This is a genomic window from Salinadaptatus halalkaliphilus (assembly GCF_006543045.1).
In the GTDB taxonomy this organism is placed as follows: Archaea; Halobacteriota; Halobacteria; order Halobacteriales; family Natrialbaceae; genus Salinadaptatus; species Salinadaptatus halalkaliphilus.
The window spans coordinates 46,721-60,626 of record NZ_RBZW01000066.1 but is presented as its reverse complement, the minus strand read 5'-3'; the positions used below and the strand labels follow the sequence as shown (position 1 = coordinate 60,626).

Sequence of the window (13,906 nt, the reverse complement as noted above, 5' to 3'; positions counted from 1 at the left end):
GAGTCGCGGTCGGTAGCCACTGTGGAGCGTTGACAGACGGCGTGGTCGACACCCGGCGTCAGGCTTGCGCGTAGTCCTCGAGGTACTTCTCGTTGAGTTCCCACTCGCCGTCGCCGTTTTTGATCATGTACTCGCCGTAGTAGGGAACCCGACTTTCGACGACCTCGCGAAACGTCTCGCGGATCTCGGGTTTGGTCATCTCGCCCATCGATTTGAGATCGTCGTTGCGGTTGAGACATCCTTTCAGGTAGCCCTCGTGGGTCACCCGGACGCGGTGGCAGTTCGCACAGAAGGTCGGGTTCTCCACGGGGTCGACGATTTCGACCATCCCGCGGCCGGCGTTCGGATCGGTGCTCGAGTCGCCCTCCCCGATCCAGTACCGTCGGCGGTCGTGCATCTCCCGATGTTCGATGTCGGCTGCCTGTTCGGCGAGCCAGTCGTGGACGCGTTCGATGTCGATGTTCCACTCGGGCCTGCCGGTGAGTTCCGGCATATACTCGATCAGCTGCAGTTGAAGGCCGTCGTTTTCTGCGACGTGATCGACCATCTCGGGGACGTAGCCCGCGGTGTGCTCGAAGACGACCATGTTGAGTTTGACGGGATCGAGGCCGGCCTCGAGCGCGGCGTCGACGCCCTCGAGCACTTTGTCGTAGGCCCCGCTTTTCGTGACGGCGGCGAAGTCCTCAGGATCGAGTGCGTCCTGGGAGACATTGACCCGCGCCAAGCCGGCGTCGACGAGGTCGTCGGCCCGACCCGGAAGGAAGGTGCCGTTCGTCGTCAGCGAGACTTCCATTTGGTCGGGCGTTCGGCGGATGATCTCCTCGAGATCCTGGCGAAGCATCGGCTCGCCGCCCGTAAACTTGACCGCCTCGATATCGAACTCGGCAGCGACCTCGAGGAACCGAACGACGTCGTCGGTTTCCATCTCCTCGTCCTGTGGATCCATCGGCCCGCGGGTGTCGCCCAGCCCCTCGTTGTGACAGTAGACACAGTCGAAGTTACACCGATCGGTGAGAGAAACGCGGACGCCAGAGACCTCGCGTCCGAACTCGTCGGTGAGCATACCTCCTCGTTGTAGGTGGATCCGCTTAAATACGCCGGGTATTTCGACAGCCAGTAACCGATTTCAGTTACGGGGCGGCGGCGAGTCGACGGTCGGTCGCCGCGACTCGACGGCACAAGAGCTACCCGCTCGAGTCACGAACGACGCGCCATGGACGACGACATGCTCGCGGATCAGCGCCGACTCGTCGAACTCATCGAGGAGGAAGGGTGGGACGTGACCGACCTCGAGATCTCGGCTTACGACAGCCCGTGGGCCGACGACGACGATCCAGAGGCGACGGTGACGATCACGGCGCGAAAACCGTACGAGAGCGAGGGCGAAGACGGTGACGACGAGGACAATCCGTTTCGGCTGAAGTGATACGGTTTACTGTACGCCAGTTCCGGCGCGATACGAGGAGTCGCGGTCGCGCCGGATAGACGACAGCAGTCCGGACGAGACGGGGAGACGTTCCAGTAGCCCGATCCTACAACCGGTACATCCCGGTAGACACTGCGAACAAACGAGCAGTTTGTCGTCGTTGTTTATCGGTCTCAAGCCCATAGCGTCACTAATGAACGCCTCCGCGCCGACCGATTCGATGGCTGGACTCGATAGCTCGAGTCAGGACGACGGCGATTCCACTCGTTCGGATGCCAAACGCGTTCCGGCCCTCGTCGTCGAGGGCATGTCGAAGCAGTTCGGGACCGACACCGACGGGGTGATGGCGGTCGACGACGTGAGCGTCACGGTCGATCGGGGCTCGGTCGTCGGTCTTCTCGGTCCCAACGGTGCCGGCAAGACGACGCTCATCAAGTGTATCCTCGGAATCGTCGTCCCGGATGCAGGTACGGTGGAAGTGTTCGGTACCGACATCGGGGACGGTCGGCGAGCCGTCTACGCGAACGTCGACGCGATGTTAGAGGGTGCCCGGAACGACTACTGGCGACTCACCGTTCGGGAGAACCTCCGCTATTTCGCGACCATCAGTGGTGTCGATCCCGACTCCGTCTCCACACGGCACGATCGGTTGCTCGACCGTCTCGGACTCACGGACAAGGCCGAGACACCGGTTCGAGACCTCTCGCGCGGGATGAAACAAAAAGTCTCGCTGGCGAGCGTGTTGGCCGGCGGTGCCGAACTCGTCTTTCTCGACGAGCCCACACTGGGTCTCGATGTCGAAAGCTCACGGACGCTCCGACAGGAACTCAGACGACTCGCCGGCGAGGACGGGCTGACGGTCGTCCTCAGTAGCCACGACATGAGCGTTATCGAAGACGTCTGTGATCGGGTCGTCGTCATGGCCGACGGACAGGTCGTCGCCGACGACACGGTCGCAGCATTGGTCGCGCGAACCGATCGCGACATCGTCCGAATCACCAGCCCGTCCATCGACGACGGCGTTCTCGCGTCGCTTCGGGAGGCGTTCGACGTCCTCGGCGTTGCACGCGACGCCGACGGAACCCGTCTCGAGGTCGTGGCCGGCGGCGACGAACTGTACGACCTGATGGCCCATCTCCGCGACGCCGGCGTCACCCTCGAGCACGTCCGGACGGTCGAACCCGATCTCGAGGACGTGTTCGTGGAGTTGACCGACGATGCGGGTGGGCTGGGCGAGCCGGCCGAGGACGGGTGGTCGCCGTGACCGACTGGGAGGGGCCCGAGACGCCCGCGTCGACGCCGTCCGACGCCGCTGCCCAGCCCGAACCCGCGACCACGACCGACGGCCCGCAACCGGCGAGTTACTACCATCTCACGCGGGCGGTGTTGTACCGGGAGTACCTGATATTCGTTCGCTACCCCGCGAACGCGATCGGTGGGATCGTCGTCTCGCTGTTCTTTTTCGCCCTGTTGTTCTACGGCGGGCGGATGGTCGCGGGGCAAGCGCTCACCGACTCGATCGAAGGGATCATCGTCGGCTACTTCCTGTGGACGCTGTCGGTTGGGGCGTACTCCTCGATATCGAACGACATCGCGAGCGAGGTACAGTGGGGAACGCTCGAGCGCCACATCACGACACCGTTTGGTTTCGCTCCCGTTGCGCTGTTGAAGGGTGTCGCGAAGGTCGTTCGGACGTTTCTCACCTCCGCAGTGGTCCTCGGAGTCATGCTGGTGGTGACAGGGACGAGACTGCAACTCGAGCCGATCACGGTCGTCACCGTCGCCGGACTGGCGATCACGTCGGTGCTGGGACTGGGTTTCGCTGCGGGCGGGATCACCGTCCTCTACAAGCAGATCGGGAACTGGCTCAATCTGTTACAGTTTGGCTTCATCGTCCTGATCTCCGCGCCGGTGTTCGACGCACCGTGGACTCGTTTTCTGCCGTTGGCTCACGGGAGCGCGATGTTGCAACGGACGATGGTCGACGGGGTGAGACTGTGGGAGTTCGGCCTGGGAGAGCTCGGATTGCTCCTGGCGGTGGCCGTCGGATACCTGCTCGGCGGCTACGTCGTGTTTCACTATGCGACGCGGCGCGCTCGTCGTCTGGGCGTCCTCGGTGACTACTGACCGGAACCGACGAACGACAGTTCGTCTCATACGGTTTACTGTACGTCATTGCCGGCGCAACCGCGACCCGGGCGGCGATTGCGCCGGTAAATCGTTACAGCAATCCGTATCACGCGAGGTCGACGCGTCTGAACCAGACGAGTCCGATCAGCGTCGGAACCAGCATCCAGCCGATCAGGATACAGATTGCGACCCCGTCAGCGAGGTAGATGGGTGCCGTTGTGCCGCTCCCGTCCGGTATCGACCTCCCGGTACCACCGCCGAGCAGACCGAAGGTGATCCGTAACGGATGGACGTTCTCCACGCCGATCGCGCCGGCTGCCGCGGCGTACGCTTCGAGCGGGTTGAGACGCTCGAGAAACAGGAGCCACGCGGGAAGCGCCCCGTCGGGCAGCGTGCCGGTCACGGCGTAGTGAGCGCCAGCAACGACTGGCTCCCAGAGAAAGGTCACGAGCATGTAGCCGCTCACAGCCGCCGCTATCGACTGCTTTCGAGACGCGGCGATCGCGGAGACACCGATTGCGAACCCGACGAACGCCCCGGCGAGAAGCATGGTGGTAAGGGCCAGTCCGGCAAGTGCACCGATCGCGACAGCGCCGAACATGAAATAACTCAGCGGGACGGCAAACACGAACGTGACGCCGAGTGTGGCCGCGAGCACACCGATCGTCCCGAGGAACTTTCCGAACACGACCTCGGTCCGGGACGGGGCCAGCCCGAACAGGAAACGGAGACTCCCCGACTCGCGTTCGCCAGCGAGCGTCAGACAGCCGACGAGGATCGCCGCGATGGGGACGATCACTTGCAACAAGAGCGCAAGCACGTCGACTGCCAGCAGCGGCGAGGGGGCAGCCCCGGAACCACCGGCCCCTCGAAACGCCACGACCGTGACCAAGAGTAACACCGCGATCAGGAGACGGAGCGTACTCGAGCGAACGGCGTGGGTACACTCCTTTCGTGCGACGACAATTGACCGGGTGATCGCCGTCGTCCCGTTCGACGCTGCGGACGGAGACTCCGTTCCCTTCATCGGTCACGCCTCCCTCCTGGTGGCCTGCCAGCAGCCGTCCGTCGCCCGTCCGTCGGTTGGGTCGTGTACGCATCGAACACCTGCTCGAGCGTTGCCTCGCGGGTCGTTACGTCGGCTACCCGTGCGCCTGCGTCTCTGACACAGTCGATGACGGCGGGTTTTGCGGCCGAATCCGTCGTGGAAACGGTGATCGTGCTATCGGTCACGTCTACAGCGTGGACCGCCTCGAGCGTTGCTAACGCCTCGTCGATACCGTCCGGCATCGGTTCGACTGCCATCTCGACTGTCGACCCCGAATCGGCGTCGTCGCGTAATCCCTCGATCGTATCCATGGCAACGAGTCGTCCGTCGTCGAGGATCCCAACCCGGTTACAGACCGATTCGACGTGATCGAGGACGTGGCTGGAAAAAAAGACCGTCGCACCGCGGTCGGCTTCCTCGCGAACGAGCTGTTGTAACAGCGCCACGCCGTGGGGATCGAGTCCGCTCGTCGGTTCGTCGAGCAGCAGCAACTCGGGGTCACCGATCGTCGTTAGTCCCAACGCGAGACGCTGGCGCATCCCGGTCGAGTACGTCCCGACCGGGCGTTCGGCGTCGTCGATACTCACGCCGACTCGATCGAGGAGTTGCGCTTCGTCGACGGAAACGCCGTTCATGTTGCCCGCAAATCGGATGTGCTCACGACCGGTGAGCCGGTCGTACAGATCGTATCCGTCCGGGAGGACGCCGATCCGTTCGCGAACCGCCCGGCGCTGTTCCTGCGCGTCGAAGCCAAGCACCGTCGCGGAGCCGTCCGACGGACGGACGTAATCGAGAAGGATGTTGATCGTGGTCGATTTGCCGGCCCCGTTCGGGCCCACGAAGCCGAACACGTCGCCTCGATTGACGGTCAAATCGAGACCGTCGATAGCGGCGTGATCGCCGTAACGTTTGGTCAACCCATTCGTTTCGATTGCAACCATACACCATCGTCGGGTGACACTATCTTAGTTCGGAACCCACAGCTTCTGGCTCGGAAACTCTTTGCGGGAGTATTTTCTGTCGGGGAGACAACCGGAGACCGATGGGAGAGGCTGGCGACCAGATGGACGCCGAGACGATCGGCGAACTGCTCGAGGACGAGTACGCTCGCTCGATACTCGCCGCGATCAGTGTCGAGTCGCTGTCGGCGGAGGAACTGGCAGAGGAGTGTGATGCCTCTCCGCCGACGGTCTACCGTCGGCTCAACCGATTGCAGGAACACGATTTGATCGACGAGGAACAGATCCCCAGCCCCGACGGCCATCACTACCGACGGTTTTCCGCTCGGCTCGAACAGGTGACGATCGAACTGCAGGATGGCAGTTACGCCGTCTCTATCGAGCGGACCGAGACCGACGCCGTCGATCGCTTTACGAAACTGTACGAGGGACTCAGATGACCGGTATCGAAATCACCGTCGAAGGCGGTTCGACCGCTGTCGGGCTGTTTGCGTTCGGCCTCGCGTTCGCAACGATCGTCGTCGGTGTCTGGATCGCACTCGTGGCGTACCGCGGGTATCGTCGATCAGGGGAGCGATCCGTCCTGTTTTTGGCAGTCGGCATCGCATTAGCGTCGACGGTACGTACGTCCGCTAGCATCGTGTTCTCGACCGCCGGTGCGTCGTCGGTCGTCACGAACGCGGTCGCGGTCTCGAGCCAATTCGCAGGCCTGGTGTTGATTCTCTACGCTATCTACGGCCGGCCCGAACGCCACGGCGGGCGCGCAGTCGCAGCCGCGGTACTCGGGGGGCTCCTGACGTTGATCGTTCCGTTCGTAGTCATCGACACATTCGGGCCGAACGAGTCGCTGGTCGAGGCCGGCCTCAACGGTCTCCCCGCGATCGTTGGCGCGTTCGTTACGATCCAGGCCTATCGCGGCTACAGACGATACGGACAGCGACCGATGCTACTGCTGGCCGTCGGTCTCGGACTGTTGACCGTCGGATCCTTCGGAACCATTACCGGGTTGTACGTGCTGACGACAGTTTCCGATGCGGGAGCGTTAGTCGTCATCGGAAGTGTCGAACTCGGTGGGTTACTGGCGATTCTCCGGTCGCTAACACGCGAGTGAGACAATCTACTGTAACGAGTTCCCTGCCCACCGGGACGCCGATACATCTCCCTGTCTGATACGGTTTACTGTACGTCATTGCCGGCGCAACCGCGACCCGGACGGCGGTCGTGCCGGCAATGACGTACAACAGACCGTATCAGCCCTTGATGTTACACACCGGGAACGTCCGCGCGACCTTGTCGCCGATGCCGAGTTCGTCCGAGACCCGGACGACCTCGTCGACGTCCTTGTAGACGCCCGGCGCCTCTTCAGCGACGGTTGCCCCAGATTGGGCCTTGACGTAGATCTGATCTTGGGCCTCGAGTTCGTCCTGGACGTCGCCGCCCCAGAACTCGTTTTTTGCCTGCGTGCGGCTCATCAGTCTGCCAGCCCCGTGGGCGGTCGAGCCGAACGTGAGATCCATCGAGTTCGCGCCCCCTCGGAGCACGTAGCTGCCCGCGCCCATGCTGCCGGGGATGATGACCGGCTGGCCGACATCGCGATATGCCTTCGGAACCTCGGGGTGGCCCTTGGGGAACGCTCGTGTCGCACCCTTGCGGTGGACGTAGAGTTCGCGTTTCTCGTCGCCAACCGTATGGGTCTCCTTCTTCGCGATGTTGTGGGCCACGTCGTACAGCAGTTCCATCTCCATCTCCTCCCACGGGCGCTCGAAGACGCGCTCGAAGACCTGTCGCGTGCGGTGCATGATCAGCTGTCGATTCACCCACGCGAAGTTGATCGCCGCGTTCATCGCACCGTAGTAGTCCTCCGCAAGCTGTGAGCCCGCTGGCGCGGCCGCGAGTTCCTTGTCGGGTAACTGGTTCAACAGCCCCTGGTGGGTCTGCTCGATCTTGCGCAGGTAGTCGTTACACGTCTGGTGGCCCAGCCCGCGCGACCCACAGTGGATGAGGACGACGATCTGGTCCTCCTCGAGGCCGAACGCCTCGCCGACCTCGTCGTCGAAGACATCGGTCACGCGCTGGACCTCGAGGAAATGATTCCCCGAGCCCAGCGAGCCGATCTGGTTCTTGCCGCGATCCTTGGCCTTCTGGCTGACCTTCGAGGGGTCGGCCTCCTCGCGCATTCCCTCGTCCTCGCAGTGCAAGCGGTCGTCCGCGACGGCGTGGCCGTTCTCGACGGCCCAGTCGACGCCGCGTGCGAGGATTTCGTCGACGGTGTCGGCGCCGGCCTCGACGATGCCGCCGCCGCCGAGCCCCGACGGAACGTTGGTAAACAGCGAGTCGACGAGTTCCTCCTCGTGACCCCGAACGTCGTCGTAGGTCAGGTTCGTCCGCATCATTCTGACGCCGCAATTGATGTCGTAGCCAACCGCTCCCGGCGAAATACAGCCGTCTTCGGCGTCGAGCGCACCGACCCCGCCGACGGGGAAGCCATAGCCCTGGTGGCCGTCGGGCATACAGATCGCGTGGTTGGTAATTCCGGGCAGATGGGTCGTATTCGTGATCTGCTCGAGCGTCTTGTCCGCCGAAATCTCCTCCAGCAGGGCCTCGCTGGCGAGTACCCTCGCGGGGACGCGCATGTCTCCCGTTTGGGGAACCTCCCAGACGTGTTCCCGGACCTGCTCGAGCGTGACGTCGTCGACCTCGAACGTGGGATTGCTCATATTCGACAGTCCGTCGGCGACGATGAAAGATGTTCGTCTTGTCCCTCGAGGCGTCGTGGGTGGGGACGGTGCACGATCCGTGCCATCCCCCAAATATTAGATATCCAATATCTATATGGGGATTCTCGAGTAACGACGGTGTATGCCCCCCGCCCTCCATCGACGCATCGCTCTCGGGAGCTGTCTCGTCGTCGTCGCATCGCTGGTCGCGTGTAGCGCCGCCGGAGTTGGCGGTATTCCATCGCTCTCGGCGACGGAGTTCGATCCCGAAACCGACGTCGAAGAGCTGACGGTCGCGCCGGAGGTCTACGATGCACAGCACGGCAGTTCGATCGGGAACGAAACGCGCGAGGCGTTCGAAACCGCAGCCGTCGAGGGAAGCTACGAGGGCACCGCGCCGAACGCCTCGTCCGGATTTTTCGCGTTCGAAACGTACGACTTCATCCTTCTCGAGGGGACGCTCTACGAGTACACCGCGAGCGTCGACGGGGACTCGGTCACGCTGACCGTCACCGAGCGCACTGGCGAATCCGTCGCCGACGAACTCGCCGTCCCGCTCGAGGACGCATCCGAACCCGCTCGAGCGGCGATCGAAACCGGCGAACTGGTCGAGGCCGAAGGAGGTCCCACGGCGACGCCGATCGTCGAGGACGACGGCACGTACTACGCGGTGGCGCCCGAGCACGGATCCAACTCGGGGACGGCGGCGTTGCTGTTGGTCCCGGCCGCGATGATCGTCGCTGCCGGCGGCGGTGTCGTGGTCGTCGTCGGGTTGTTGATTCGTCGTCGGTCGGGGTGACCGTCATCACGGTCGATCCACTCGAAAGCCAGAGAGAGAGACGAACAACAGGTCTTTGCCTCGATACGCCGTCAGTTTACGTATGGTCGAAGCCATGACGCTGCTGGCGCTGGCGTTGCTCGTCGGCGGCGTCGTCGGGACGGTGATCCCGCTCGTTCCCGGCGGAGCGCTCTCGCTATCCGGGCTCTACTGCTACTGGTGGTCCTCCGGCTTTACCGAGCCTGGAACGGGTACGCTCGTCGTCCTGACGGGGCTTGGCCTCTTCGCGCTGGCGGTGGAGTTTTTGGGCGGTTCGATCGCCGCGAAAGCCGGCGGCGCGTCGTGGACGACGACCGCGAGCGCAGCCGTCGTCGCCATCGTGCTCATGATCGTTACCGGGCCAGTCGGACTGCTCGTCGGACTCTTCGGGACCGTCTTCGTCCTCGAGTACGTCCGCAACGGCGACCTGGATCAGAGCGCACAGTCGGCGCTGTACGCCACGATCGGTATCCTCGCGTCGACGGCAGTACAGGTGCTGTTGACGGCGACGATACTGCTTGGATTCGTCGTCGCGGTCTTCGTGCTCTGATCGTGTGATTGGGACCCAAACACTGAGTTCGATGGCGACGTAGATTCGGGTATGGAGTGTACCGAGGAGGGGTGTGATCGGGCGGCGGTCGTCGAGTTACACATTCCCTGGGGGGACAACCGAACCGTCTGTGCGCCACACGCTCGTGTCTTAGGGAGACAAGACGGCATTGTAGCGGATCCCAACCCCGATGGTGGGGACGAATTACTCGGCGACTAATCTCGATTGCAGATCGTTTCACAGGCGGTACGAGGCGGATGCCCCGACCCTTGAGGTCGGGGAGGAAGCCGACACTCAATGACACAAACCACGTCACGATGGCAGGCTGACTCCCAAATGTGTAAGTAACATCAGTATTGTATGTGAAATTACAGTGGAATACCGTCGTACCGCCGTCATCAAACTCGACACTCCCGAAGGAACTGAGGATTTCCTTCGAGAGACTGTCGAGCAGTTCAAACACTGTGCCAACACCGCGAGCGAGTGGTGCTGGCACGGGCGTCGCCAGATTCCGTAGTGATCAAGAGAAGTATTGGGAATGACTGTATGATGTAGTCCCACTGCAGGTTCTAACTGCCCACAAATGACGCTGGACTATTCCCAGAACTTAGCTAATTCATTAAGGAATCTGGCTGCCAACCAGAAACGCGTGCGTTTCTGGTGACGACGACGGCTACCACGTCACCTCGAAAGCCAAAGCCGAACGCGCCCTCTACGACCGACTCCGCGACGAAACCGACCTAACCGCGAACCTCGTCCAGAAAGGGATTCGCAGGGCGGTCGAAGCCGTCAAAAGCGGCGTCGAACGCCTCAAACGTGGCGAGAACACGTCACAACCGCACTTTTCTGCTGATAGCGCGGTCTACGACAAGCGGAGTGCGACGTTCCACCGCGACCACGTTTCTCTTTCGACCGTAGACGGGCGTGTCGAGTGCGACTACATCCTCCCCGACGACTCGGCGACGCCACCCACGAAGTACGTCTCCGATGAGGATTTCGAGTTTCGAATGGCGCACTTACAACATCGGGACGGTGACTGGTATCTCCACGCTTCGATGCGGAAAGTCGAAGTATATGAGAGAACGTCTGAATCCGAGTCCAAGCACAGAACAGTCCTTGGTGTGGATTTGGGCGTGAACAACCTCGCTGTCGCTTCGACGGGGCGATTCTGGTCGGCAGACGAGTTCAACCATTGGCGACGAGAGTACGAGAAACGTCGTGGCTCGCTTCAGCAGTGTGGGTCTCGACACGCCCACGAGAACATTGAATCAGTCGGGCAGAAAGAGTACGGGCGGTTCGAGATATACCTGCACACGGTGGCGAACGAACTTATTGAGGAAGCCGTCGAGAACGACTGTTCGCACATCGTGTTCGAGGACTTAACCCACATTCGGGAGAATATTCCTGAGGCAACGTGGCAACACGTCTGGGCGTTCCGACGCCTCTCCGAGTACGTCGAATACAAGGCCGAAGAACACGGGATCGAAGCCGTGCAGGTTGACCCACGCAACACGTCGAAGCGTTGCTCGACGTGTGGGTTTACCCACGACGATAACCGTGACGGAGAGTCGTTCGAGTGTCACCAGTGTGGGTATGAGAACCACGCCGACTACAACGCTTCCAAGAACATCGGTTTGCAGTATCTCCGTCGTCGGCAAAATGCAGACGATGGAGGCGCACCCGTAGATGTGCGCTTGAATCGCGGGACGCTGAACGTGAGCGGGGAGTACGTACCCCCTACCTCTGTTGAGGCATAGAACGGGAGTCCACGCGAAAGCCTCGGGGTCGTACGGAAATCTTCGATTTCCGTGATGACGAGAATCTCTGATTCTCGAACCACTTGACCCCGAGGCGATTTACTCGTCACAATCGATAGCCCGGGCCGACACGTGTCGCCTGACAGTCCGTCCCAAGAGCAAATAGTGTGTATTGGTACCGCTCCTCATTTATAACCACACGCTTCGAAAATAAATGAAGGGTTATCTATAGATGTCCTCTACTTTACTACATTCAAAATCCGTGACGGTCAATAATGTCCCAGATGTAACTTAACCCGTTGGAAATTGAAGCGGCGCGTATGCGACAAACAGATCCGATGTCACGTCGAACGATTCTGAAACTCGCCGGTGCGACTGGGGCCGCGACACTCGTCGCTGGTTGTAATGGTGGGCCAGGCGACGAAGACGAGGAGGAAGATCCCGCAGAGCCCGACGATCCAGACGAGGAAGATCCCGCGGAAGAGGACGATCCCGATGAGGAAACGGAGCCGGACGACGACGAAGCCGACGGCGACGAGGAGCCAATCGATCCCGAGACGGAGATCATGCTCGACGGCGAAACCCAGGCTTGGATGGGCGTCGAACCCGACGAGATCGCCGACGAGGAGAACCCAACGCTCACCCTGCAGGGAGGAGAATCCTACGAGATTACCTGGGAGAACGCCGACGGTGCCAACCACAACATCGAAATCTGGGACGACGACGACGAGGTCGTCGACGACTACGAAACCGAGATCATGGACGAGGAAGGCGAGACCCAGACACTCGAGATCGACGAGGTCACCGACGAGATGACCCAGTACGTCTGTGAACCCCACTCGACGACCATGATTGGTGATATCGAAGTCGTCGAGGGCGAAAACGGTGAGGATGAGGACGCGGCGGACGACGAGAACGGTGAAAACGGCAACGGCGACGAAGAGAACGGCAACGGCGACGAAGAGAACGGTAACGGCGACGAGAACGGTGAAAACGGTAACGGCAACGGTGACGACGAAAACGGTAACGACGAGAACTAACTGTCACTCGCTCCGAGCCGTGCATTCGTCGTGCGATCGGGTACCCACCACTGCAGTGGCTACGACAGCCGCCGGGGCCACAGGTTAAGAGTCCGGCAGTCGAACGCTCCCGTATGCGTTTGCCAATCGATCCAACGACGATCGATCCCGACGATGTCGGCGAGAAACAGGCCGTCCTCGAGATGGACCACGAGGAAGCGATCGAACACGTCCGAGAGGTTTGTGAGGACGTCGGTTTCGGCATCCCCGTCGAGTTCTCGCCAGCGGAACTATTAAACGAGAAGGTCGATGCGGACCGAGACCCCTACTACGTCCTCGGGGCGTGCAACCCCGAAATCGCGGATCGGGCGTTGGACGAGACGCTGCGTATGGGTGGGCTCTTTCCCTGTAACGTGGTTATCTGGGAGGAAGCGCCGGGTCGACAGCGTGTCTATCACCTTTCGATCATGAAGATCGCACGCCTGCTCGACATCGCACCGGACAACGAGGCGTGGGCCGACATCGTCGAGACGACCGGCGAGCTCACAGAAGACGCGTTCGACCGGTTCGATTCGGTCGACGCCGAGATCACGGACGACCGCAGCTAACCCCTCGTTGTCCGATACAAGTGATTCTGCGAGGGCTTTTCGTCCTCGACTCCGACTCGAGCCGGGCTCACGACTCACTCACAGGGCGCTCGCGGACATACCGGTACTGTCAGTAGTCCGTATCAGAGGAGCCGCCGAAGCACGGGTTCGGGAAGTGCCATTAGGACCCACGCGACGAGTCGCCAGCGACGCGTCACGTAGGCGTGGGATTTCTGCGTTTGGATCGCTCGAGCAATCTGGCTCGCTGCCGTCTCGGGCGAGCACTCCCAAAACGAGCCGTAGGAGAGCTCGGTATCGACGAACCCGGGTTCGATGGTCGTGATCGTCACGTCCGTCTCGCGGCGGGCCTGTCGGGACCGGAGTCCCTCGAGGTACCGCGAGACGAACGCCTTGGAGGCGCTGTAAGCCGGTGCACTTGGATTCCCGAGGAGTGCGCCGACGGAGGAGATACCGACGAGGTGGCCCCCACCCTGGGAGTCAAAGTAGTCCATCGCAGCCGTCGCGATGGCCGTAAAGCCCCGGACGTTGACGTCGATCGTCTCGCGTTCGGGCTCCCACTCGAGATCGCGGTTGAGCGGTGCGACGCCGGCGTTGACGACGACCAGATCGACCGAGCCCATCGCCTCGGCCAACTCGACGAACCCCTCGCGGGCGTCGTCGGTGTCCGTTACGTCCATCGTCGCGACGTAGGATTTCGTCGGGAGTTCGTCGCCGATCGCCCGCATTCGTTCCGTTCGGCGGGCCGCCAATCCGATCTCGTAGCCCTCGTCGGCGAGCGCTCGAGCGAGAGCTTCACCGATCCCCGAGGACGCACCGACGATGATCGCTCGCTGCATACGCTCTCGTTTTCGAACCGGATTGATAACGGTGCTGGT

At 61.9% G+C, this 13,906-nt stretch carries 15 protein-coding genes and 1 pseudogene; 11 read left to right on the top strand and 5 right to left on the bottom strand.

The annotated features are described in order from the left end of the window. Positions 1-58 precede the first annotated feature (58 nt). The gene (gene moaA, locus D8Y22_RS18675; protein WP_141466191.1) at positions 59-1,063 is read right to left on the bottom strand and encodes a GTP 3',8-cyclase MoaA; all 1,005 of its coding nucleotides are present in this window, start codon (positions 1,061-1,063) and stop codon (positions 59-61) included. A 150-nt stretch (positions 1,064-1,213) separates the two neighbouring features. Between moaA and D8Y22_RS18670 the strand changes: the two genes are divergently transcribed. The 3 genes from D8Y22_RS18670 to D8Y22_RS18660 all read left to right on the top strand — a co-directional run bounded on the left by D8Y22_RS18670 (position 1,214) and on the right by D8Y22_RS18660 (position 3,553). Further along, a complete protein-coding gene (locus D8Y22_RS18670; RefSeq protein ID WP_141466190.1) occupies positions 1,214-1,426 on the top strand; it encodes a hypothetical protein in 213 nt (70 codons plus the stop codon). A gap of 220 nt (positions 1,427-1,646) precedes the next feature. Next, complete coding sequence (locus tag D8Y22_RS18665) at positions 1,647-2,690, top strand: ABC transporter ATP-binding protein (RefSeq protein WP_141466224.1); 1,044 nt, start codon at positions 1,647-1,649, stop codon at positions 2,688-2,690. Further along, complete coding sequence (locus D8Y22_RS18660; RefSeq protein ID WP_141466189.1) at positions 2,687-3,553, top strand: ABC transporter permease; 867 nt, start codon at positions 2,687-2,689, stop codon at positions 3,551-3,553. The genes D8Y22_RS18665 and D8Y22_RS18660 overlap by 4 nt, the downstream gene beginning before the upstream one ends. Positions 3,554-3,662: 109 nt before the next feature. Here the strand turns inward: D8Y22_RS18660 and D8Y22_RS18655 are convergent, their stop codons facing one another. Both D8Y22_RS18655 and D8Y22_RS18650 read right to left on the bottom strand, forming a co-directional pair. Further along, positions 3,663-4,583, bottom strand: coding sequence for an ABC transporter permease subunit (locus D8Y22_RS18655; RefSeq protein WP_141466188.1), 921 nt, complete (start codon positions 4,581-4,583; stop codon positions 3,663-3,665). After that, positions 4,580-5,545 (bottom strand): ABC transporter ATP-binding protein, encoded by a 966-nt coding sequence (locus tag D8Y22_RS18650; protein WP_141466187.1) that lies wholly within the window; start codon positions 5,543-5,545, stop codon positions 4,580-4,582. The genes D8Y22_RS18655 and D8Y22_RS18650 overlap by 4 nt, the downstream gene beginning before the upstream one ends. A gap of 101 nt (positions 5,546-5,646) precedes the next feature. Between D8Y22_RS18650 and D8Y22_RS18645 the strand changes: the two genes are divergently transcribed. Together D8Y22_RS18645 and D8Y22_RS18640 are read left to right on the top strand one after the other, a co-directional pair. After that, positions 5,647-6,003, top strand: a complete 357-nt coding sequence (locus D8Y22_RS18645) for an ArsR/SmtB family transcription factor (RefSeq protein WP_246084509.1) — start codon at positions 5,647-5,649, stop codon at positions 6,001-6,003. Then, positions 6,000-6,674 carry a DUF7521 family protein gene (locus D8Y22_RS18640; RefSeq protein ID WP_141466186.1) on the top strand — a complete coding sequence of 225 codons (675 nt, stop codon included), beginning with the start codon at positions 6,000-6,002 and terminating at the stop codon, positions 6,672-6,674. The genes D8Y22_RS18645 and D8Y22_RS18640 overlap by 4 nt, the downstream gene beginning before the upstream one ends. 139 nt (positions 6,675-6,813) lie before the next feature. Here the strand turns inward: D8Y22_RS18640 and D8Y22_RS18635 are convergent, their stop codons facing one another. Beyond that, positions 6,814-8,280 carry an RtcB family protein gene (locus tag D8Y22_RS18635; RefSeq protein WP_141466185.1) on the bottom strand — a complete coding sequence of 489 codons (1,467 nt, stop codon included), beginning with the start codon at positions 8,278-8,280 and terminating at the stop codon, positions 6,814-6,816. Between the two features lie 142 nt (positions 8,281-8,422). Between D8Y22_RS18635 and D8Y22_RS18630 the strand changes: the two genes are divergently transcribed. The 6 genes and pseudogenes from D8Y22_RS18630 (at position 8,423) to D8Y22_RS18605 (ending at position 13,031) form a co-directional block, all read left to right on the top strand. Next, entirely contained in the window at positions 8,423-9,079 is a 657-nt protein-coding gene (locus tag D8Y22_RS18630; RefSeq protein ID WP_141466184.1) for a hypothetical protein, read from the top strand. Positions 9,080-9,161: 82 nt separating this feature from the next. Beyond that, a complete protein-coding gene (locus D8Y22_RS18625) occupies positions 9,162-9,647 on the top strand; it encodes a DUF456 domain-containing protein (protein ID WP_141466183.1) in 486 nt (161 codons plus the stop codon). A gap of 51 nt (positions 9,648-9,698) precedes the next feature. Continuing rightward, on the top strand, positions 9,699-9,866 hold the full coding sequence (locus D8Y22_RS22540) for a hypothetical protein (RefSeq protein WP_174811913.1): 168 nt from the start codon (positions 9,699-9,701) through the stop codon (positions 9,864-9,866). Positions 9,867-10,020: 154 nt separating this feature from the next. After that, positions 10,021-11,404 (top strand): annotated as a pseudogene (locus tag D8Y22_RS18615) (RNA-guided endonuclease InsQ/TnpB family protein). Positions 11,405-11,724: 320 nt separating this feature from the next. After that, positions 11,725-12,444 carry a plastocyanin/azurin family copper-binding protein gene (locus tag D8Y22_RS18610; RefSeq protein WP_141466182.1) on the top strand — a complete coding sequence of 240 codons (720 nt, stop codon included), beginning with the start codon at positions 11,725-11,727 and terminating at the stop codon, positions 12,442-12,444. A 113-nt stretch (positions 12,445-12,557) separates the two neighbouring features. Then, complete coding sequence (locus D8Y22_RS18605) at positions 12,558-13,031, top strand: DUF302 domain-containing protein (protein WP_141466181.1); 474 nt, start codon at positions 12,558-12,560, stop codon at positions 13,029-13,031. 122 nt (positions 13,032-13,153) lie between these two features. On the opposite strand, the gene D8Y22_RS18600 is transcribed toward D8Y22_RS18605, so the two are convergent. Beyond that, entirely contained in the window at positions 13,154-13,867 is a 714-nt protein-coding gene (locus D8Y22_RS18600) for an SDR family NAD(P)-dependent oxidoreductase (protein ID WP_141466180.1), read from the bottom strand. Positions 13,868-13,906: the final 39 nt, after the last annotated feature.

Coding starts and splice junctions, on each gene's coding strand:
- moaA (WP_141466191.1), bottom strand. CDS start 1,063: ATGCTCACCGACGAGTTCGGACGCGAGGTCTCTGGCGTCCGCGTTTCT.
- D8Y22_RS22540 (WP_174811913.1), top strand. CDS start 9,699: ATGGAGTGTACCGAGGAGGGGTGTGATCGGGCGGCGGTCGTCGAGTTA.
- D8Y22_RS18665 (WP_141466224.1), top strand. CDS start 1,647: ATGGCTGGACTCGATAGCTCGAGTCAGGACGACGGCGATTCCACTCGT.
- D8Y22_RS18640 (WP_141466186.1), top strand. CDS start 6,000: ATGACCGGTATCGAAATCACCGTCGAAGGCGGTTCGACCGCTGTCGGG.
- D8Y22_RS18600 (WP_141466180.1), bottom strand. CDS start 13,867: ATGCAGCGAGCGATCATCGTCGGTGCGTCCTCGGGGATCGGTGAAGCT.
- D8Y22_RS18655 (WP_141466188.1), bottom strand. CDS start 4,583: ATGAAGGGAACGGAGTCTCCGTCCGCAGCGTCGAACGGGACGACGGCG.
- D8Y22_RS18645 (WP_246084509.1), top strand. CDS start 5,647: ATGGGAGAGGCTGGCGACCAGATGGACGCCGAGACGATCGGCGAACTG.
- D8Y22_RS18650 (WP_141466187.1), bottom strand. CDS start 5,545: ATGGTTGCAATCGAAACGAATGGGTTGACCAAACGTTACGGCGATCAC.
- D8Y22_RS18670 (WP_141466190.1), top strand. CDS start 1,214: ATGGACGACGACATGCTCGCGGATCAGCGCCGACTCGTCGAACTCATC.
- D8Y22_RS18605 (WP_141466181.1), top strand. CDS start 12,558: ATGCGTTTGCCAATCGATCCAACGACGATCGATCCCGACGATGTCGGC.
- D8Y22_RS18610 (WP_141466182.1), top strand. CDS start 11,725: ATGCGACAAACAGATCCGATGTCACGTCGAACGATTCTGAAACTCGCC.
- D8Y22_RS18635 (WP_141466185.1), bottom strand. CDS start 8,280: ATGAGCAATCCCACGTTCGAGGTCGACGACGTCACGCTCGAGCAGGTC.
- D8Y22_RS18630 (WP_141466184.1), top strand. CDS start 8,423: ATGCCCCCCGCCCTCCATCGACGCATCGCTCTCGGGAGCTGTCTCGTC.
- D8Y22_RS18625 (WP_141466183.1), top strand. CDS start 9,162: ATGGTCGAAGCCATGACGCTGCTGGCGCTGGCGTTGCTCGTCGGCGGC.